Origin of the sequence: Algoriphagus formosus, from assembly GCF_002807035.1 — a bacterium.
In the GTDB taxonomy this organism is placed as follows: Bacteria; Bacteroidota; Bacteroidia; order Cytophagales; family Cyclobacteriaceae; genus Algoriphagus; species Algoriphagus formosus.
Map to the genome: position 1 here is coordinate 47,961 of NZ_NIUC01000002.1, position 19,511 is coordinate 67,471.

The 19,511-nt window shown below is 41.8% G+C and carries 18 protein-coding genes; 8 read left to right on the top strand and 10 right to left on the bottom strand.

Annotated elements, in window-relative coordinates; all coding sequences use genetic code 11:
- Positions 1-118 precede the first annotated feature (118 nt).
- Positions 119-1,957 carry a TonB-dependent receptor gene (locus CDH51_RS06215; protein WP_100627871.1) on the top strand — a complete coding sequence of 613 codons (1,839 nt, stop codon included), beginning with the start codon at positions 119-121 and terminating at the stop codon, positions 1,955-1,957.
- Complete coding sequence (locus CDH51_RS06220; RefSeq protein WP_100627872.1) at positions 1,954-3,006, top strand: YncE family protein; 1,053 nt, start codon at positions 1,954-1,956, stop codon at positions 3,004-3,006. Before CDH51_RS06215 ends, CDH51_RS06220 begins: the two co-directional genes overlap by 4 nt.
- 70 nt (positions 3,007-3,076) lie before the next feature.
- On the opposite strand, the gene meaB is transcribed toward CDH51_RS06220, so the two are convergent.
- Complete coding sequence (gene meaB, locus CDH51_RS06225) at positions 3,077-4,066, bottom strand: methylmalonyl Co-A mutase-associated GTPase MeaB (protein WP_394335572.1); 990 nt, start codon at positions 4,064-4,066, stop codon at positions 3,077-3,079.
- Positions 4,059-4,466, bottom strand: a complete 408-nt coding sequence (locus CDH51_RS06230) for a hypothetical protein (RefSeq protein ID WP_133389831.1) — start codon at positions 4,464-4,466, stop codon at positions 4,059-4,061. Before CDH51_RS06230 ends, meaB begins: the two co-directional genes overlap by 8 nt.
- A 51-nt stretch (positions 4,467-4,517) precedes the next feature.
- Between CDH51_RS06230 and CDH51_RS06235 the strand changes: the two genes are divergently transcribed.
- The 3 genes from CDH51_RS06235 to CDH51_RS06245 all read left to right on the top strand — a co-directional run bounded on the left by CDH51_RS06235 (position 4,518) and on the right by CDH51_RS06245 (position 6,266).
- The gene (locus CDH51_RS06235) at positions 4,518-5,054 is read left to right on the top strand and encodes a CopD family protein (RefSeq protein ID WP_100627875.1); all 537 of its coding nucleotides are present in this window, start codon (positions 4,518-4,520) and stop codon (positions 5,052-5,054) included.
- Positions 5,055-5,163: 109 nt separating this feature from the next.
- Positions 5,164-5,820: an SCO family protein gene (locus tag CDH51_RS06240; protein ID WP_026945546.1), complete on the top strand. Its 657-nt coding sequence runs from the start codon at positions 5,164-5,166 to the stop codon at positions 5,818-5,820.
- Positions 5,817-6,266, top strand: coding sequence for a c-type cytochrome (locus tag CDH51_RS06245; RefSeq protein ID WP_100627876.1), 450 nt, complete (start codon positions 5,817-5,819; stop codon positions 6,264-6,266). Before CDH51_RS06240 ends, CDH51_RS06245 begins: the two co-directional genes overlap by 4 nt.
- Here CDH51_RS06245 and CDH51_RS06250 read toward each other — a convergent pair.
- Complete coding sequence (locus CDH51_RS06250) at positions 6,260-6,685, bottom strand: hypothetical protein (RefSeq protein WP_157807051.1); 426 nt, start codon at positions 6,683-6,685, stop codon at positions 6,260-6,262. The two genes, CDH51_RS06245 and CDH51_RS06250, sit on opposite strands and share 7 nt — an antisense overlap.
- 221 nt (positions 6,686-6,906) lie before the next feature.
- On the opposite strand from CDH51_RS06250, the gene CDH51_RS06255 reads away from it, so the two are divergent.
- Positions 6,907-7,734, top strand: a complete 828-nt coding sequence (locus tag CDH51_RS06255) for an aminotransferase class IV (protein ID WP_100627878.1) — start codon at positions 6,907-6,909, stop codon at positions 7,732-7,734.
- 5 nt (positions 7,735-7,739) lie between these two features.
- On the opposite strand, the gene CDH51_RS06260 is transcribed toward CDH51_RS06255, so the two are convergent.
- From CDH51_RS06260 to CDH51_RS06280, 5 genes are all read right to left on the bottom strand, one after another.
- Positions 7,740-8,147, bottom strand: coding sequence for a hypothetical protein (locus tag CDH51_RS06260; protein ID WP_232724826.1), 408 nt, complete (start codon positions 8,145-8,147; stop codon positions 7,740-7,742).
- A gap of 208 nt (positions 8,148-8,355) precedes the next feature.
- Positions 8,356-9,663 (bottom strand): ABC transporter permease, encoded by a 1,308-nt coding sequence (locus CDH51_RS06265; protein ID WP_100627880.1) that lies wholly within the window; start codon positions 9,661-9,663, stop codon positions 8,356-8,358.
- Positions 9,660-10,292 (bottom strand): ABC transporter ATP-binding protein, encoded by a 633-nt coding sequence (locus tag CDH51_RS06270; protein WP_100627881.1) that lies wholly within the window; start codon positions 10,290-10,292, stop codon positions 9,660-9,662. Before CDH51_RS06270 ends, CDH51_RS06265 begins: the two co-directional genes overlap by 4 nt.
- Positions 10,293-10,296: 4 nt before the next feature.
- On the bottom strand, positions 10,297-11,472 hold the full coding sequence (locus tag CDH51_RS06275; RefSeq protein ID WP_100627882.1) for a hybrid sensor histidine kinase/response regulator: 1,176 nt from the start codon (positions 11,470-11,472) through the stop codon (positions 10,297-10,299).
- 42 nt (positions 11,473-11,514) lie between these two features.
- Positions 11,515-14,946: an ATP-binding protein gene (locus CDH51_RS06280; RefSeq protein WP_100627883.1), complete on the bottom strand. Its 3,432-nt coding sequence runs from the start codon at positions 14,944-14,946 to the stop codon at positions 11,515-11,517.
- Positions 14,947-15,061: 115 nt separating this feature from the next.
- Here CDH51_RS06280 and sucD point away from each other — a divergent pair, with 115 nt between their 5' ends.
- Positions 15,062-15,943: a succinate--CoA ligase subunit alpha gene (gene sucD, locus CDH51_RS06285; protein WP_100627884.1), complete on the top strand. Its 882-nt coding sequence runs from the start codon at positions 15,062-15,064 to the stop codon at positions 15,941-15,943.
- Between the two features lie 141 nt (positions 15,944-16,084).
- The gene (locus CDH51_RS06290) at positions 16,085-17,716 is read left to right on the top strand and encodes an ABC-F family ATP-binding cassette domain-containing protein (RefSeq protein WP_100627885.1); all 1,632 of its coding nucleotides are present in this window, start codon (positions 16,085-16,087) and stop codon (positions 17,714-17,716) included.
- 78 nt (positions 17,717-17,794) lie between these two features.
- On the opposite strand, the gene CDH51_RS06295 is transcribed toward CDH51_RS06290, so the two are convergent.
- Positions 17,795-18,544 (bottom strand): NIPSNAP family protein, encoded by a 750-nt coding sequence (locus CDH51_RS06295; RefSeq protein WP_100627886.1) that lies wholly within the window; start codon positions 18,542-18,544, stop codon positions 17,795-17,797.
- 227 nt (positions 18,545-18,771) lie between these two features.
- Entirely contained in the window at positions 18,772-19,467 is a 696-nt protein-coding gene (locus tag CDH51_RS06300; protein ID WP_100627887.1) for a DUF2490 domain-containing protein, read from the bottom strand.
- Between the last annotated feature and the right edge of the window lie 44 nt (positions 19,468-19,511).

Sequence of the window (19,511 nt, forward strand, 5' to 3'; positions counted from 1 at the left end):
TCGGAGGAAAAGCGAAGAAGACATGCATTCAAAGGTCCCTCTGGATCCTTTGCAAAATTCATATCTTCCCATTTCTCTTCAAGCCCGAATCGATTGAACCATTTTCATTCGATCAGGCATGATTTTATTTGTATGGGTACTTAGTCTGTTCGGCTTTCAAGCCGAGCAGCAGGATACGGTACGACTTCAGGAAATTGAGGTGAGTGCGCCTGTTTTTGAAACATTTGGGCTTGGAAAAAAGCAGCTCAACTGGGACAAAGCCGCGCTTGAAAACTATCAATCAAGAAGCCTTAGCGAACTATTGCAGGAAAAAAGCCCTCTTTTTATCCGTCAATACGGGCCTAGTATGCTTGCTTCACCCAATTTTCGCGGAACTTCCGCTGGGCATACTGCGATTTTTTGGAATGGGATCCCAATCAATGGCCCATCTTTAGGTCAAAGCGATCTTTCAATCATCCCATTGGCAGCGCCGGACCGAATTGACTTGATCTTTGGATCAGATGGTGCGCTTTTGGGAAATGAAGCATTGGGAGGTTCCATTCTCCTGCAAAGTCAAGCCAATTTTAAAGAAAGTCCAACTGCTTCAATCAGCCAGGAAGTCGGTAGTTTTGGACAAAGTGCCACTGCATTTCAAGCTGGATTTTCTGAAGAAAAATTAGCTTTTCAGACAAAGATTTATTCCCAAAAGGCTGAAAACGATTACACTTTTCGAGACCTATCTTTACCAGGGACACCCGAAAAAACCCAGACGCATTCCGCCTTTTCCCAGAAAGGAATCCAACAGGATATTGCTTGGAAAATCAATCCCAGCCAGAGATTAAGTACTTCCTTTTGGTACCATTTAGCTGATCGGGAAATCCAACCCCCTATGGGGTCTGACACTCAAGATACCCAAGAAGACCAAAGCTTTCGACTTTCCCTAGAGTATCTGAAATTCTGGGACAAAAGCAGATTAGAAGTACGCTCAGGCTGGGTCAGAGATGATCAACTCTTCAATCAGTCACTCAATCAAACCTCAAGCTTCTTTCTGAGTGGAGATTGGGAAGGAGACATCGGGAAGGATTGGAAAATCAGGCTAGGAACCCGAGGAACTCACATTCAGGGAAATCTATCCACCTATTCTGCTACAGACCAAAGATTGGAGACCTATCAATTCATCAGGTTTTCCGGGCTGAAAAACATCAACCTCTCCTTGAACCTTCGTCAATTATTGGTGGAACAAAAATGGCAGCCTTTGCTTCCCTCTTTGGGTATGGATTGGATTTTAAGCCCAACTTTCTCACTAAAAGCCTCTATTGCCAGGGGGCTTAAAGTACCTACACTCAATGACCGCTTCTGGGAACCCGGCGGTAATCCAGAATTACTTCCTGAAGAAAGCTGGCAAGGAGAAACTGGTCTGATATGGAAAAAAGGCTCTTTCCATTCAGAACTTACATTTTTTGCCATGGATGTAGAAAACTGGATCATCTGGATGCCAAAGGGAGCCATATGGTCTCCTGATAATATTCGAAGGGTAAGAAATACCGGAATTGAATGGGCAGGTGGAACTGAATTCGCTATGGGTTCGACTAGACTTAAAATCGATTTGGCCTACAATTATACCCAAGCCATCAATCAATCGAATTCAGAAGAATCTCCAACGTTTTGGAACAGACAGCTCCCCTACACGCCCGTACATCAGGCGCAAGGTGGTGTAGAATTGATTCGGGACGGATACTCATTCCGTCTGAGCTCCCAATATGTCGGGCAAAGGGCAACAACCCTTGACCATTCCAGAATCATGGATGCATACTCGCTTTCCCAACTGCATTTGAATTATAAAAAGCTCTGGCTTGGCCCTGTACAAGTGCCTATTTCTCTGAGAATCGAAAATCTATTCAACAAATCCTATCAAGTGCTCTACCTGCGACCGATGCCGGGTAGATCCATTCATTTTAACTTCAAAATCCAACTATGAAAAAGAATCTATTTAAATCATTTTTGATCAGCTTTTTAGCAGTATCACTTTTCGCTTGCTCTGAATCAGAGCCAGAAAGACCTCTTGGCGAATACGAACAAGGCATACTCATTATGAATGAGGGAGCCTTTGGTGCCAACGATGGGGAAGTTTTCCATTTGAATACTAACACCGACGAACTAAAGAGTAATATTTTTGAACTGGAAAATGGCCGTCCATTCGCAGGTCTTTTGCAGGATATGATTTTAGAAGAAGATCGCCTCTATCTAGTAGCGAATACCGGAAAAGTAGAAATTGTAGATGCGCGGGATTTCAAAAGTATAGGTTCAGTGACTGAAGATTTGGACGTACCCCGGTCTTTAGTAGCGAATAGCGGCAAACTCTTCATTTCTGATTATGGGCCTTATGAGTCTGATTTCAGTACCCCTAACTCTTACATTGCCGTGGTACAAAGCCTTGAAGGAGGGACTGTTTCGAAGAAAATTCCTGTTTCCAGAAAACCAGAGGATATGATTAATGCCGGCAGGTATATTTTAGTGGCTGGCTCCGAGGAGGGTAAAGTAGAAGTCATTGATGCTCGGACCGAAGAGGTTCACAAAACTATCGAAGTGGATGGCAGTCCAAAGAAGTTTTTTGAAGCAGATGGATCAGTTTTCCTTTATTCCACTTCCCCGGAAGAAGTCATTTTCTACAGTTTCCATTTAGATAATTTCACTTTAAGGACTACCAATTATTACCCAATTGTCAATGCGACGGGAAAAATTGCGATTTCCCCCGAAGGTGTCGCATACATGCTGACTAGTTCAGGATGGCCTGATTACCAAGACGGAGTAGCTAAACTTGCTCTTTTTGATTCGGAAATAGATCTGGATTGGTACAACGGTTCGGGTTTTTATGGTATTTCCTACGATCCCTTACTGCGTGAGATTTACCTCACCAATTCAAATGGATTTCAAGGAAATGGAACAGTGACTGTTTTGGATGAACAGGCTATAGAAAGAAGAACTTACGAAGTGGGTAGAGGACCATCGGGCTTCCTTTTTAGATAAAAAAAAGCGTTGTCACTCCTATAGAAGCGGCAGCGCTTTTTATTTTAAATATCAATGATTTTTAATTTTTCTACTTTTTGAAGAATACCCCCGTCAGCTCTTTTGCAAAAGCGATGGGGTTGAGCGTTCCTTTTTTTACAGCTTCCTTTCCCTCCGGCAATCGCTTTTGGATCTCTGGATGTTCCAAAAAAGCTTTTCCTAAAATTGATTGGATACTTTCGTCCAACCAATTTAGGCGTTGCTTGGCCCTATTTTCATTCCATAATCCTCGCTCCACCATGTGATTTTGGTATTCGGAAATCTTCTTCCAGCAATCATTTAGCCCATCACCTGTCAAGGACGATCCGATCGTAACTGACGGATACCAGCCACTTTCTGATGGCGGAAAAAGATGCAAGGCATTCTGGTAGTGATTTTTGGCTCGTTTTGCAGCAGGAATAGTATCTCCGTCAGCCTTATTGATAAGGATTCCATCTGCCATTTCCATAATCCCCTTTTTGATTCCCTGCAGTTCATCACCAGCACCTGCCAGCATCAGCAAAAGAAAAAAGTCCACCATACCTTTCACGGCTGTTTCCGATTGGCCCACTCCTACTGTTTCTACTAAAATCACGTCAAAGCCAGCGGCCTCACAAATCAGCATAGATTCCCGGGTTTTGGAGCTTACTCCACCCAATGTCTTGCCGGAAGGACTAGGCCGAATAAAAGCCCTTCGATCAGCCGCCAATTTTTCCATTCGGGTTTTGTCCCCCAATATGCTACCCCCAGTTTTTTGACTCGAAGGATCTACAGCCAAGACAGCCACTTTCTTCCCCTGGTCCAATAAAATCCTGCCAAAAGCCTCGATAAATGTACTCTTTCCCACCCCCGGCACTCCGGTAATTCCTATTCGAATCGAGTTGCCAGTATAGGGTAAGATTTCTTGAACCAGTGCACTTGCCAAATCCGAATCAGCACTCAAATTACTCTCTACCAAGGTAATTGCCTGCGCCAAAACAGCTCGATTTCCTGCCAAAATCCCCGCTTTGTATTCCTCTAAAGATTTCCGCTTTTTAATCATTGTCATTAAAGGTAAATCGGCTTTCTCCCAGAATGGACTTCTCATAGCTCGCCAATAAATACTTTTCCCACTCTTTTGGAAAATGCGGTTCCTTGGGTGTAAGTGTCAATGATTCGCTAGGAGTATCCTTGAAGAAAAAAACCTTGGTCTTACCGTATTTAGTATGTGGCTGAGCTTCGCCAAATTCCTTCATCCAGCTTGGATCTGTATCCAAGACTTTTACTGCATAAATACGCAGCACCGGACCGGTATTATTTTCATTTCGGTAAAAATCTATTTCCTCATATTTCCCTTCGAATCGCTCCATTCCGGGCTGAGAAAAGCTTTCCATCATAATGTAGATAAGGAGTGCTGTTACAGCCAGAGAAATAAACAGAATCAATCGACGAGAGTTCTTCAAATTATTAGGGGTTATTGGCTTTTGGCCTTAATTTAGCCCAAAATTCTGACAATGGGATTCGAATACATCAAAGCCCTTCATATCATTTTTGTAGTCACTTGGTTTGCAGGGCTTTTCTACATCGTCCGCCTTTTTATCTATCAGACGGAAGCCATGGAGCGACCCGAGGCCGAGCGAGCGATTCTCAAGCCTCAACTTGACCTGATGGCCTCTCGACTATGGTATATTATCACTTGGCCATCTGCTGTTTTAACACTCATTTTTGGATTCTGGGTTTTGACCTATCGAATGGGCTACCTTCAGCTGGGATTTATGCATGCCAAACTTGGCTTTGTAGCCTTACTCTACGGATATCACATAGGCTGTCATATTCTTTTCAAAGAAATACAAAAAGGCCGAACTCGCTGGACATCCACACAGTTAAGAATCTGGAATGAGGCTTCGACCCTACTCTTATTTGCCATTGTTTTTCTCATTGTGCTGAAAAGCACAGTCAGTATGCTTTGGGGGATTGTAAGTTTGGTTGGGTTAGGCGTCACATTGATGCTGGGAATCCGCATTTATAAAAAATTCAGAAATCGAGCATGACGGAAGCGACACACAGAGGGAGGATTATAATTGCGACCTGCCTACCGCAGGCAGGGATTCCATCTGACCGCTAAAAATCAAATTATAAACAGGTGAAAAGATTAAAAACATGCATAAAGTCAAAATTCTCTTTTTTGCTTTGGGAGCCATCCTCTTCTGGCAGTGTGAAAGCCCTCAATCAGGGTCTGATGGAGGAGGAAGCTTACCGATTTTAGGAAATCGCCATGTGGATCAAATTGAGCGGGATGGAAAAATGGTTGAAGATACCGTATATCATGAAATCGCTGATTTCGAATTCGTCAACCAACTGGGTGATACCATTTCCAATGCGGATGTTGAGGGGAGAATTTATGTGGCAGATTTCTTCTTTACTACTTGCCCCACCATCTGTCCGATCATGAAAAAGGAGATGCTGAGGGTTTATGAAGCTTATAAGGACAACCCAAATTTCCTCATTTTAAGCCACTCCATAGACCCTACACATGATACCCAGGAAGTATTGAAAGTCTACGCCGAAAAGTTAGGGGTGAACGATGCCAAAACTTGGAATTTCCTAACCGGAGATGCTGAAAAGATCTATGAGATTGGTCAAACAAGCTACCTCACCACTGCTATGGAAGATCAAAATGAACCCGGTGGTTTTCTACACAGTGGAGCTTTTGTGCTTGTAGATGGCGATGGTCACATCAGAGGAGTGTATGATGGAACCAAATCTGATCAGGTAGATCGCTTGATCCGCGATATTCCAAAATTACTCGAGCAATGAGAAAATCTATCTTTGCTTTTCTGCTTTTGGCAGGAATCGCGTGCAGTCCAAAAAGCACCCAAGAGGAGAATTATCTGTCAGAAATCTCCGATCCAGATGTCATGAAATATGCCATACATGGCAAGACACTCTATGAAAACTACTGCGCAAATTGCCATCAGGCTGACGGCAAAGGACTTGGAAAACTCATCCCTCCTCTAAAGGATGCAGACTACTTTCGAGCTAGTATTCCGCGGGCAGTTTGGATCATGAAAAATGGGCAAAAGGGCGAAATAATGGTCAACGGACAAGTCTACGATCAGCCTATGCCTGCCAATCCAAACTTAAAACCACTGGATATCGCTCAGATTTCCACGTACTTGTACAATATTTGGGGCATGAATGAAGGTGTAATTACTTCGGCTGAAGTAGAGAAGTATCTCCAAGAAGCACCAGAGAATTATTGATCTTCCAATAGACTGGAAGCTTTTGCTAAAGCAGTCTTGATGTCCTCATTGACTTTTCGGACCTTGACCATTTGATCCTCTAGGTAGGCCTTTACTTCCTCAGGGCTGCGTTCTCCGTTTTCCTGCTCATATTGTCTCATCCAAACAAACATCCCCTCATGGGCTTGGTTCAGATCATAAGCCAGCGCCTTTAGCTCTTGAACCCTCAAGCTATCCCCTTCTTCATTAGACTCAAGTTCCTCAGCCAGATTCAAAGCCTGTTTTTCAAGGTTTTTCAGTTTACCCATCTGAGGCATCACCTCATCATGAACTGCAATGACTTCATCTCTAAGTTCCTTATTTTGATCCGAAAGGGAAGTACCACAAGAGTACATTAAAAAAACAGTCAACAAAGTGAAAATGTATGAATACTTAGTCATGATTATCAGATAATTTATATTACTAATTCAATTTTTTCTGAGTTTAATTATAGTTTTTACTGCGAAGTAAACCATTAGGCAAATATAGAATTGGATTGGTATTTAAAGCGTACTTTGAAGAAAAATATAAGTTTAAAAATCAATATTTGATTCAAAGGGCTTAATTTCGAATTCAAGTTCTAAGCGGAAATCACCATTCAAATACCACAAATCATTCAATTATGAAACCATACTGTTTTGCAGATGGACAATTCGTCCCAACACAAGATGCTACCCTCCACGCTTCAGATTTAGGTTTGATCAGAGGTTATGGCATTTTTGATTTTTTTAGGACAGTCAACTATCAACCTTTGTTTTTGGAAGATTATTTGGATCGGTTCATTCGCTCTGCGGAAAAAACCTTTATTCCTCTTCCCTACAGCCGCTCAGAATTAAAACAAATCGTCACCCAACTTATCCAAAAAAACGATCTAAAGGCCGGTGGAATTCGGATGGTATTAAGTGGTGGAATGTCTGAAAACCATTTTTCCCCTGGAAAAGGAAAGCTATTTCTATTTGCAGAAGAACTCATTTTCCCTGCAAAAGAAAAATATGAGCAAGGCATCAAGTTATTGACTTTGGAACACGTCAGACCTATCGCCAGTATCAAAACCACCAATTATGCTTTGGCCGTATGGCACTCTCATATTTGGAAGGAGCAAGGAGCCGAAGATGTACTTTACCACCAAAATGGATATGTAAGCGAAAGCTCGAGAAGTAATTTTTTCATTGTGAAAAACAATGAAATCATCACCCCATCTGAACACATACTATTAGGCATTACCCGTAAAAACATTCTAAAACTGGCAGATATCCCTGTCCACATCCGCCCATTAACCCTAAAGGAAACTCTTGAGGCTGATGAAGCTTTTATTACCTCTACAACAAAAATCCTTCTTCCGGTCACTCAAATTGATGAGCAACCTATTGGTACCGGGAAACCGGGCCCTATTTCATTGGACTTATTGAAGCGGTTTAAAAATCTAGAATCTGAGCTTACTAAAGCCTGAAAGCACTATTCAACTAACGTTGCGTCCTGAAGAATATACATGAGTTTTTCAGGATCTTTGGAATTCAAGGTTAGCTTGCCACGTACCTTCACTCTTTTCGAAGTGTATTTGATTGGGTTGGAAAGCATAACTTCCATTACCGTCTCAGGGCCTCCGGAACCACAAAAAAAGCATTCAGCCAAAGGAAGGCTTGATAAAATGATGTGATCCGGCTTAAACATCCCTTCAAATGGAATGATATAGCCATCAGCCTCTACCATTTTGCCCTCAAGCTTCTGAATATTTTCAGAGAAGACAGGGACATAAAGCTCACCAAATTCATCCTCACTGATTTTATAACTTACCTCGGCCAGATTTCTCCAGACATTATCTTGCTGGGCGAAAACAAAGGATGGCTTCGCGGCGAGGATCATGAACGCTAATACTAAAATTGGGCTTATTCTTTTCATGTGTTTATAATTTGTCTTAATCGGTCAGATGGAATTTTGCAATTATAATCATCTCTTTGTTTGACGGGTAAGTCATGCCTGCCTGCGGAAGGCAAGCTCGATTTCATGTCAAATATTCGATTTGAAAGTCAAAACTACTTCAATTCACAGCTTGATTTGACTATTTGAGTTTTTATTTTCTTGTCAATTGATTGGCGATACTTGTCTGATAAGCGGACCAAGCTGGGATGGCCGAAGCCAAAACTCCCACTGTTAACGCATAAATGACTATCCAAAGTTCAGCAGATAGGAAAGTCCATGCCTCCAGGCCAGCAGCAATCCCTTGTTCATTTTGCGCAGCTAAAATAGAGAGGAAACCATGGCCCAGCAATATTCCCAGTAGAGCTCCAAAGAAAGTCAAAGAAACCCCCTCTAGAAATATCAAAATCAGCAATTGAAATTTACTGGCACCAATAGCTCGGAGTACAGCCAAGTCATAGCGCCGTTCTTTCAATGAATTGTAAAGGGCAATAAATATTCCCAGGCCTGAAATCGCGATCAGTACAAAAGCCAATCCCTCCAATACTTGAATACCAACTCCAAGGAGCTCAAACAAGCGTGACATCTCGAATGAAGGAGAAGCTGCCTGCATATTCGTATTAGAATTAATCATCCGGGGTAGCTGTACGGCAGCCATAGGGCTTCGGTACTGAACCAGCAAGGTGGTAACCTCACGATCTTGATCCGTTTTAGGAAAACCGGATTTAGCGACTGGATGATGGAATTTGGCATCATGGTCATGGTCTCCATGTTCCTGGTCCTGACTTTCAACGACCTGATCATTATCCTCTTTTGAAGCCATTTCATCCGTATCTGACTCTCCTTCTTCATCGTGCGTATACCATACTGACTCGATTGAAGTTAGGACCAGTCTATCTACTACATTTCCTTTTGGCTCTAAAACTCCAACCACTCGAAAATCATGATGATCGTGATCATGACTTCCCACACTAATGCCATGACTTCCCGTAAATGTATCTCCAAGCTTTAGACCTGATTTTTCGGCGACCATCGCCCCTAGCACCACCTCAAAGGGTTCTTCCCAGGCTTTTCCCGAAGCAAATCCGACCTCATACAAACTCAAATAGTCATGATTGGTGCCCACGATCCGGTAACCCTGATAGTTATCACCAAGTGCCATGGGGATAGTCTGCTTGACTAGGCGACTTCTAGAAAGGCGAACCGCCTCATTCATAGGAATATTTCCTGTAGGAAAATCAACATGATAGACACTGGAAAGAATCAATTGGAGAGGACTTCCTTTGGCTCCCACCACCAAGTCGATGCCAGCTGCATCTTGCGTCATCTTTTTCTCAAATTGGTCCTGAATCAATAAGAGGACGGTAATAATTGCCAGGCCGAGAGCCAGAAGCAATACATTCAGCCCAGTGGATAAGGGACGAAAGGTCAGGTATTTCCAACTTAATTTAAAAAGGTTCATACGGATTTGACTTCGATGTAATTGGAAATTTGCTCTTTGACACGATGGTCATGCGTAACGATAATCAAGGCTGCCTGGATTTTAGTAGCTTGGCCCTGCAGCAGCTTGACCACACGTTCTGCATTTTCATCATCCAAACTTGAAGTGGGTTCGTCAGCAAGGATAAGTTTGGGACGATTGATCAAGGCTCTGGCGATAGAAACCCGCTGAGCTTCCCCTTCACTTAACTGATTCACAGGCGAATGTGATTTATATGATAAATCCAGTTCCTGAAGAAGCTCATCAGCATCTTGCCCATTTTTATTTGAAAAATAGCGCGCCATCATGAGGTTTTCCTTCACGTCAAGCGGTGCGAGTAAGTGAGGCTTTTGAAAAACAATCCCAATATTCTCACCCCTAAAACGGTCCATTTTGCCGGAATCAAGCTGATTGATAGCGGTGCCATCTAAAACAACCGAACCAGAATGCGGGGAAAGTAATCCTGCAATAAGATTGAGCAAGGTGGTCTTTCCACTACCTGACTTTCCTAAAACTAAAAGGGACTCTCCACGATCTAAGGAAATATCTTGGAAATGGTACTCCTTTTGGCCCGGATGGGAAAACTTTAAATCTTTGGTTTGAAAGAGCATAGGATTATTTTACGGGAATCGATACTTCAAAGGTGGTGCCTTTACCTACTTCGCTCGTAAAATTGATTTCACCCTTCATTACTTCCAAGCACTTTTTTACAATTGACAGGCCAAGCCCCGAACCTTCTACAATTCCAACGTTTCTAGCTCTAAAAAAACGGTCATAGAGTTGGCTTTGTTCTGATTTAGGAATACCAATACCAAAATCTTGGATTTTTCCTTTTAACATCCCGTCTTCGTAATCCAAATTGAAAATCACCTCCCCATTATCCTTGGAGTATTTAATGGCATTGGATAGCAAGTTTTCAAAAACCTGATAGAGTAAATCCTGATCTGATGTGATTGTCTTTGGCAGTTTTCCCAAATTGGTTTTGACCTTTACGCCGTTTTCCACACCTGCCTGTGTAGTGTCTAGTACCTCCTTCACGAATGCACCCAAAAATAATTTTTTAGGTTTGTACTCCATTTGATTTGCATCTGCCTTTCCAAAAAACAACACACTTGTCAGGAGATTATTAAGTGCTCGAACTGAGTTCTCGATTTTAAATGCATGCTTACTAATCTTTTGCTTAAAGGGATGATCCTTTTCAGCATACATCTGTAAAAGTTGGGCGGAACTGAGAATAGAAGTAAGCGGAGTCTTAAAACCGTGAGAAACATTCAAGACGATCCTCGATTTCAGTTCATTGATTTCACGCTCCTTTTCCAAGGCCTTGGTAAGCTCTTTATTGGCTTCGTAAAGCTCAGCTGTCCTAAGCTTCACTTTTTCTTCCAATTCATTATTTAGCTTTTGCAGCTCCTTCTCCTTTCTATCCTTGAATATGGCCAGTTCGATAACCATATTTAATTCTCGGATATTAAACGGCTTAATTACATAGGCACTAGGGTTGGTTCCCACCACCTTATTAAGTGTCTCTGCATCCGAACTCGCACTCAAGTAGACAACAGGAATATCATATTTCTCATTGATTATTTCGGTTGTCTTGATTCCATCTAAGTCTCCTGCCAGATTAATATCCATCATGACAATATCAGCTGGCTGTTGTTCGAGGAGTTCCAAGGCTTTTTCCCCAGTATCAGCCACACCGATTATTTGATGGTTATTTTTTTCAAGAGCTCGCTGAAGCAAAAGTGCCGATACCGAGTCATCTTCAACGATGAGAATTTTTAAGGAAAACATCTAGTCGAGTTCAAATTGGATTAGGTGGGAAAAATACAAAATTTATATTTCCGACAAGGGAATCTGTACGAATACGGTTGTACCCTTCCCTTTTTCACTCTCGATTTGGATTTTTCCTTCCAGCATTTTCACTAGACTATGCGTGATCGTCATCCCTAGTCCTGTGCCGTCAAATTTGCGCCCATTTCCTGTACTCTCCTGCTCAAAAGGATCAAATACCTTTTCCAAAAATTCAGGTGAAATCCCGATCCCCTCATCTTTGACCAGAATATTCAACCAATCATCTTCTTGGGAAACATCTACTTGAATCCTTCCCTTCTCAGAATATTTGATCGCATTACCAATTAAATTATTCAGGATAATGGTTGTAAATCGCTGATCAATGAATCCTTGTACCGCAGTCTTAGGATAATTCCCCTCCAATATGAGCCCCTTTTTTTCGGCCAAAGAAGATAATGGATATACAATTTTCTTTATAAAAGCGATGACATCAGTTTGCTGCTTAACGATTTCAAGTTTTTTGGCCTCAATTTTAGCCATATCCAAAATGGAATTGATGGTAGACAGCAATCGCTCACCACTTTGAAGAATTATTTCCAACTCGGATAAAAGTTTTGGGTCATTTTTCCGAGTCATCATCACATGTTCGGTACCTCCCAAAATCACATTTAGCGGAGTTCGAATTTCATGACTAACATTCGACAAGAGACTGGTCTTAAATCTATTAGCCTCTTCTGCACGATCTTTGGCCTCCCTAAGTCTATGTTCGATTTCTTTCTCCACCGTCACATCCCTGAAAACTGCAAGCAACAACCTTTTGCCCTCGAATTGGGAGGGAATTTCTTTGGTGTAAACTTCATTTTCCATTTTTCCTAAAGGCCAGAAAACCTGACAGGTAAAAGAAAAACCAGGAAGATTATTCGCCTCAAGTTCTTTCATATACGACTTAAAAAAATCGGAATCATTGATGGCATCATGGAGGTCCACGCCTAACAAATTTTCTTCCTTCTGAAGAGACCACTTTTCGAAAATAGGGTTTACGGCTATGATTTCCTGACCATCAAGTGTTAGTACAAGTGCATCTTTTGAACTATCCCAGACATTCTTAAACTGCTCTTCGGCCCGAATTTTCTCCTTTTCCTTCTTATCAACCGCAGACTCCAATATTCCTAGCTTTCGAAGCTGAGAACTAAATGAACTGACCAAAAACCCAACCCCAATCAAAAAAAGGGAAACCAAAGCCAAAAACCAAAATCTAAAATAAAAGGGTTGGAGAATCCTCATCTCTGCGGTAGAAATAGTCTCGGTCATCCGGTAATTTTCGTAAGATGACTTTATCTCAAATTGATAGTCTCCCGGTGGAATATTTGGATAGAAAATTTGATTGGATTGTGGATTTTTTAGAATCTTCCAGCTTTCATCAAAACCTAATAACCGATAGTGCACCCAAAGCTCTTTTTCTCGATTAAATCCAATTGCAGAAAAATCTACTTCGAGGCTATTTTCTTCAAATGGTATTTCTACGGTTTTTTCCCAAGCAATGGCACTCGAGCCTGCATTTATGCCATTTATGGAGATTTTAGGTTTTCCTGAGGCGATGAATTTTTCTTCCTGAAAATAAATGGACAGCCCCTCAATGGTTCCGATCATGATTCGTTGATCGTTACCCTCTATCAAAGCCCCCCGATTTGTCTCATTATTTGGAAGACCTAGTTTTTCTGTGAAATGAACTAGCGAGTCTTTGTCATATTTGTAAAAGCCATCATCGGTACCAAACCACAATGCGCCTTTTGAATCTTGAAGAATTGAAAAAACAGGGTTTTTTATTGTACGGCCAGCTGGAAAAAATGGAACTACTGATTCTCCTTGGATCATCTTTAGCCCTGACTCCGTCCCTAATAAAATACCATCGGGCGTTTCTAGGAAATCATATCCTTCTGCGATACATAGTCCAGGCTTTTGAATCAAAGGGTCCGGATTTTCCAATCTCCCTGCCCTCATCACCATCAATTTCCCATCCCGAAGTTTTTTTGCCTTTCGAAGATGATAAAACCCTTTCTCAAAAATCTCATTTATCTGACGTTCTAAGCCATTTTTAAAAAGGGCTTCTCCTCTATCAGTAATCTTTGCAAAAAAAATATTTTTGGAACTCGTAATGATTAAGCTGTCACCTTCCACTTGAACGGAGGAAATATTATCTCCTTCGGGCGCAGGGAAAATCTCAATTTCCCCGGTGTTCAAATCGTATCTTCCCAAACCATTAAGCGTAGCCGAAAACCAAACCGAGTTTCTAGAATCAGTAGAGAAATTTACAATCCGACTTGTAGGGATGCCTTCAGGACTAGGATATTCATAAAGAGTTTCAATGCCTGATCTTGAGAATTTTTGAATTCCATTATTGAAACCCAAAAGATATTCTCCTGTCGGCAAAAGCGTAATCGCCGTCACTTCATTTGCTAAGAGCCCTGAATAGGATTTGGTGTAGTTTTGAATAGCTAGGTTATTAATATTGGCAAGTCCTCGGCTACTTGCCAGCCAAAGCAAACCCTCTTGATCAATGAGAAAATCCTGAAGCAGAAAAACCCCAAAAATATCTTGGGAATCAATAATCAGTGATCGTGATGCTCCAAGTCTTCTTTTTCTAAGACTTGAATTGAAATGGTAAAAAACACTCCCCGAGTGAAAACTCAATCCATATAAGTCAGTGTCATACGGGTACGGATAAGTAAAACCCCGATCTACAAATTTTTCTGGTTGATTTTCATAGGGACCACTTGCTAGATAGCCGTTGCCCAAAAAATAAAACTCTCCTGTTGCTGGGTTTTCCATGACCATAGCAGGAGGAGAGGGAAGCGATAGACCCTTTAATGGGTAAGGTTTCCAATCTCCGTCACTTAAAACCAATGGCTCTTCACCAAGAAAATAAAATACGGGTGATACAGTACTTCCACCAAGAAAAGATAACTTGGAGTTAATTTTTTCAGGATCGGGAAGAATTTTAAACCACTCTTCTTCACGAGAATAATTCAAGCTTTCAGAAGTATTTATGACAAATTCCTTATCCCTCCCTTTTCCTCTGCTTAGAAATTGGATAAAACTAAACTGCGCTGAATTATCTACTTCCGTAAAAAAGACTTCTTCCCAAGTCCCATATCCACCCTTGAAAAATCGCATTTGTCCCCGGTCATTATACAACCACACGCTTCCGTCCTCATCAATATGAATAGCGATTTGGTAGTCAAATTTGGCATTTAGGCTATCTGGCAAGGAATAAGTTTGAATCCCGTCCGAAAAAAAAACGCCTCGAGTGGTGGAAAACCAAATTCTACCCAAGGTATCCTGCTCCACTTGAAAAATATTTTGCACCGGCAATCTTACTCCTTTGGGACTGGTATCATACTGAAAAGACTGCCCCATTCCTGCCAAAGGGAATATTAAAAAGAAAATGAGGTAGATATCAAACAATCGTTTCATGAGCTCTAAGATAGAAAAAGATCAGAATCGTAATTTTGAATGCATATTGTTTTACATTTCTTTTTGTCAGCGGGTGCTTTCTTTTATTTTTGTGCCAAACTTTATCTAAGCAAGCATGAGTGTACTAGTCAATAAAAACTCCAAAGTAATTGTACAGGGATTTACCGGTTCTGAAGGTTCTTTCCACGCCCAGCAAATGATCGAATACGGCACCCAAGTAGTAGGTGGTGTGACTCCAGGTAAAGGAGGTTCCATGCATTTGGGCAAACCGGTATTCAACTCCGTCGAAGAAGCTGTGGCAGAGACTGGTGCAGACACATCCATTATTTTTGTACCACCTGCTTTTGCAGCGGACGCCATTATGGAAGCAGCAGATGCTGGAATCAAGGTCATCATTGCCATCACAGAGGGAATTCCTGTAGCTGACATGATGAAAGCCAAGCCTTACATCAAAGAGCGGGGAGCTGTTTTGATCGGACCAAACTGCCCTGGAGTCATCACACCGGGAGAAGCAAAAGTTGGAATTATGCCAGGTTTTGTATTCAAAAAAGGTAGAATTGGTATCGTATCCAAGTCAGGAACTTTGACCTACGAAGCTGCTGATCAAGTAGCAAAAGCTGGTCTTGGAGTCTCTACTGCCATCGGTATTGGAGGAGACCCTATCATCGGTACTTCTACCAAGCAGGCTGTGGAAATGCTAATGAACGATCCCGAAACTGACGCTATCGTCATGATCGGTGAGATCGGTGGTAACTACGAAGCAGAAGCAGCTAAGTGGATTCGTGAGACTGGAAATAAAAAGCCAGTCGTAGGATTTATCGCTGGACAGACTGCACCTCCAGGACGTAGAATGGGCCATGCCGGTGCCATCATCGGTGGAGCGGACGATACAGCGGCTGCCAAAATGCGCATCATGAGAGAAAACGGAATTCACGTTGCAGAGTCTCCAGCTGAGATAGGTGCAACTATGGCCAAAGCCCTTGGGGTAAACGCTTAAATTATTTGTCCGATTTCCGATGTCGGATATCAGATCTTTAAAACCGCTTCGATTAAATTCGGAGCGGTTTTTTTATGATTTGACCAAGTCTGATTTTTCAATATTCAAATCACTACCTTTGCGGCGTCAATTTATTTACCTATGATCTCAGTAGATAACGTCGCGGTCATTCACAGCGGCAGCACCCTTTTCAGCAATGTTTCCTTTGCCATCAATCCAAATGATAAAATCGCCCTGATGGGTAAAAACGGAGCTGGTAAATCTACCCTATTGAAAATCATAGCCGGGGAGACTAAGCCAAGCTCCGGGGCTGTTTCCGCACCAAAGGACTTCGTAGTCGCATACCTTCCGCAGCATTTGCTTACTTCAGATGACTGTACAGTGGCTGAGGAAACTGCCAAAGCTTTTGCCAGCTACTTGAATATGAAATCCGAAATCGATCGGATCAATGAGGAATTGACTGTGAGAACGGATTATGAATCGGAAGATTACTACAAACTGATCGAGAAGGTATCGGATCTCAGTGAGAAATTCTACGCGATCGAAGAGATCAATTATGAGGCAGAAGTTGAAAAGGTATTGCTGGGATTGGGTTTTGAAAGAGAAGATCTTACCCGATCTACCTCCGAATTTTCCGGAGGCTGGAGAATGCGTATCGAGTTGGCAAAAATCCTACTTCAAGACCCCGATCTAATCCTTCTTGACGAACCTACCAATCACCTGGATATTGAGTCTATTCAATGGCTAGAGGATTTTCTCATGAATAAAGCCAAGGCTGTGGTAGTCATCTCCCACGACCGGGCCTTTGTAGATAATATCACCACCCGAACCATCGAGGTGACGATGGGTAGAATCTATGATTACAAAGCCAAATACTCCCACTATTTGGAGCTGAGAAAAGAAAGAAGGGAGCAACAGCAAAAACACTACGAGGAGCAGCAGCGCTTTATCGCAGAGACTACTGAATTCATTGAACGGTTCAAAGGCACTTATTCCAAAACCCTGCAGGTACAGTCTAGAGTGAAAATGCTGGAAAAATTGGAGCTAGTCGAAGTAGATGAGGTAGACACCTCTGCTTTGAAGCTTCGTTTCCCTCCTTCTCCCCGCTCAGGGAAGTATCCTGTCATTGTAGAAGATTTGAGTAAATCGTATGGAGATCATGTAGTCTTCAAGGAGGCATCCATGACGATCGAGCAGGGACAAAAAGTGGCTTTTGTCGGTAAAAATGGAGAAGGTAAATCCACTATGATCAAAGCGATCATGGGAGAGATTGATGTTGAAGGAAAATGCGAATTAGGTCACAATGCTCTTGTAGGATACTTTGCCCAAAACCAAGCCTCACTTTTGGATGAAAGCCTGACCATTTTCGAAACCATCGATCAAATAGCGGTGGGAGAAATCCGAACGAAAATCAAGGATTTGCTAGGAGCCTTTATGTTTAAGGGAGATGATATCAACAAAAAAGTCAAGGTGCTCTCTGGTGGGGAAAAGACCCGATTGGCAATGATCAAATTGTTATTAGAACCAGTGAACCTTTTGATTTTGGATGAGCCTACCAATCACCTGGATATGCGGACCAAAGATATCATCAAGGATGCATTGAAGGCTTTCGATGGGACGCTTATCGTAGTGTCTCACGATCGAGACTTTTTGGATGGCTTGGTGAACAAGGTGTTTGAATTTGGGAATAAAAGAGTTCGAGAGCACTTCGAAGACATCAATGGATTCCTTCGAAACAAAAAGATTGAAAATCTGAAAGAAGTAGAGCGGTGATTTTTAGTTTGTAAGTTGTAAAGGGTAAGTAGTAAATGGTCTTTTTGAAGCCAATTACTACTTACCATCCACCTAAAATCATTTCATTGGAGAAAAAGGAAGTGCTTTTAAATAAACCGCATCCACTCGCTCAACGATTTTCCCATTTTCCTCAGAAGCATCCCTTGCTTTAATCCAATCTGGGTCATTTCTGAAATTATCAAATGCTTGATCAAACTGTCCCCGGTCACGGTGTCCTAGCAAATAGACCAATTTGGGTTGAGATCCATCATTTTCCTCCGTCAAAAAATACGGATAGTTGATTAAGCCCTGCTTCTCGAATAAAGCTTGGGTATGATTTTTAAAACGCTTTTGAATATCATCAATCTTTCCATCGTAGCAGTAATAAGTTCGCAATTGAAAAACACCGGATTCTCCAATAAAATCCCCTTCATTAAGTCCAGGAGCCAGCGTCATAAATTGTTCATCAATTTTGGCTACCAAAGGACCATTTTCTCTTGACTTTTCGTAAGCAGCTTTCCAGTCAGGATCATTCAGAAAAGTCTGCCACATACTATCACGGGAAGCCTTATCCGGATAACCCAAGATATAGTAAAGCTTATTTTCTTCTTTATCCAAAGGCTCAAAATAGGCTACATTTGTCATTCCGGCCTTTTCAAAAAGGGCCATGGTATGATTTTTAAACCGGTTGATCAGGTCCGGCAATTTCCCCTCATGTGCGGTATAAATTCTTAGCTCGAAATAGGTCGCATTTTCTAGAGGTGATTCCTGTGCAAAGGCAGCAAAGGAAAATATTAAGAGGCAAAGGGTGAGAAGCTTGAGTTTCATCTTTTAAATGGGGTTAGTTTGACAAATCAAAGTAGGGGATTCAATCCATAAAAAAAAGAAGTCTTATTCATCTTATCAGCTTCACAAAGTCAAATGGTCAGAAGAACCCGACACGCTCCCAAAAAGGGCAAAAAAATGAGTGTTTACAAATGATTTCAATCCATAAAAGCCCCCAAAAATGATTTTATTTTTGGGGGCTAATGCTTCAGAAATCAGTCAACACAGGTTTAAAAACTATGATGGAGACTCAGTTGAGTCTGTCCTTTACTCCACTGTGAGGTAGTTTGATTCATCCAACCTGCCTGAAGGCGAAGATTGTCCCGGAGTCCAAACCCCAGCCCTAAATAGGTACGGTTTCGATCGAATCGCTCCACCATGCGCCCATCTCCTATATCAGTCTGTCCATTAATGAATATTTCATTGTAAAGCGCTGCATAGAGTACATTCTTCTTCAACTCCGTTCCGTTGATGGGAACATTGATGAACAGATTGTACCGGTATCGAGTCCTGAAGTCTTGGTTTTGAACCCACCGCTGTTCATACCGAAACCGGTGTGTCAAATACACCCGATTACCTAGCTTTTGGGGCAGGAGAGCCTCTTGATAAATTCGGTTTTCAGGAGTAGTAGCATCACCTTCCCCAAATTCGCCGGAGGATATAAAGGCATAACCTAGCGTAAACATCACATTCGTATTCTTGGGTGTATAAGTGAATCCAGTCCGAAGTAATATTTGCTCCAAGTCTGAACCCATATTCCAATATCGAAACTGATAGTCTCCTTGGATTCCAAATTGACTGTCACCAAATTTCTTATTGAAGAAATACATGTACCAAGCCCCCAATTGACTATCATCCACCTCAGTCTGAGCTCTACTAGAAATAGCCAAGCTCATCACTACACAAATCATCAATAACTTTTTCATACAAAACTTGATAGACAGCCGGCCAAATGACCGGCTGAATTGAT

What these genes read in the sequence shown, in the direction of transcription:
- CDH51_RS06245 (WP_100627876.1), top strand. Translation starts at nt 5,817, where the DNA reads ATGAGAAAATCTATCTTTGCTTTTCTGCTTTTGGCAGGAATCGCGTGC.
- CDH51_RS06250 (WP_157807051.1), bottom strand. Translation starts at nt 6,685, where the DNA reads ATGACTAAGTATTCATACATTTTCACTTTGTTGACTGTTTTTTTAATG.
- CDH51_RS06280 (WP_100627883.1), bottom strand. Translation starts at nt 14,946, where the DNA reads ATGAAACGATTGTTTGATATCTACCTCATTTTCTTTTTAATATTCCCT.
- CDH51_RS06300 (WP_100627887.1), bottom strand. Translation starts at nt 19,467, where the DNA reads ATGAAAAAGTTATTGATGATTTGTGTAGTGATGAGCTTGGCTATTTCT.
- CDH51_RS06265 (WP_100627880.1), bottom strand. Translation starts at nt 9,663, where the DNA reads ATGAACCTTTTTAAATTAAGTTGGAAATACCTGACCTTTCGTCCCTTA.
- CDH51_RS06270 (WP_100627881.1), bottom strand. Translation starts at nt 10,292, where the DNA reads ATGCTCTTTCAAACCAAAGATTTAAAGTTTTCCCATCCGGGCCAAAAG.
- CDH51_RS06290 (WP_100627885.1), top strand. Translation starts at nt 16,085, where the DNA reads ATGATCTCAGTAGATAACGTCGCGGTCATTCACAGCGGCAGCACCCTT.
- CDH51_RS06255 (WP_100627878.1), top strand. Translation starts at nt 6,907, where the DNA reads ATGAAACCATACTGTTTTGCAGATGGACAATTCGTCCCAACACAAGAT.
- CDH51_RS06220 (WP_100627872.1), top strand. Translation starts at nt 1,954, where the DNA reads ATGAAAAAGAATCTATTTAAATCATTTTTGATCAGCTTTTTAGCAGTA.
- CDH51_RS06235 (WP_100627875.1), top strand. Translation starts at nt 4,518, where the DNA reads ATGGGATTCGAATACATCAAAGCCCTTCATATCATTTTTGTAGTCACT.
- CDH51_RS06240 (WP_026945546.1), top strand. Translation starts at nt 5,164, where the DNA reads ATGCATAAAGTCAAAATTCTCTTTTTTGCTTTGGGAGCCATCCTCTTC.
- CDH51_RS06260 (WP_232724826.1), bottom strand. Translation starts at nt 8,147, where the DNA reads ATGATCCTCGCCGCGAAGCCATCCTTTGTTTTCGCCCAGCAAGATAAT.
- CDH51_RS06215 (WP_100627871.1), top strand. Translation starts at nt 119, where the DNA reads ATGATTTTATTTGTATGGGTACTTAGTCTGTTCGGCTTTCAAGCCGAG.
- CDH51_RS06295 (WP_100627886.1), bottom strand. Translation starts at nt 18,544, where the DNA reads ATGAAACTCAAGCTTCTCACCCTTTGCCTCTTAATATTTTCCTTTGCT.
- sucD (WP_100627884.1), top strand. Translation starts at nt 15,062, where the DNA reads ATGAGTGTACTAGTCAATAAAAACTCCAAAGTAATTGTACAGGGATTT.
- CDH51_RS06275 (WP_100627882.1), bottom strand. Translation starts at nt 11,472, where the DNA reads ATGTTTTCCTTAAAAATTCTCATCGTTGAAGATGACTCGGTATCGGCA.
- meaB (WP_394335572.1), bottom strand. Translation starts at nt 4,066, where the DNA reads ATGATTAAAAAGCGGAAATCTTTAGAGGAATACAAAGCGGGGATTTTG.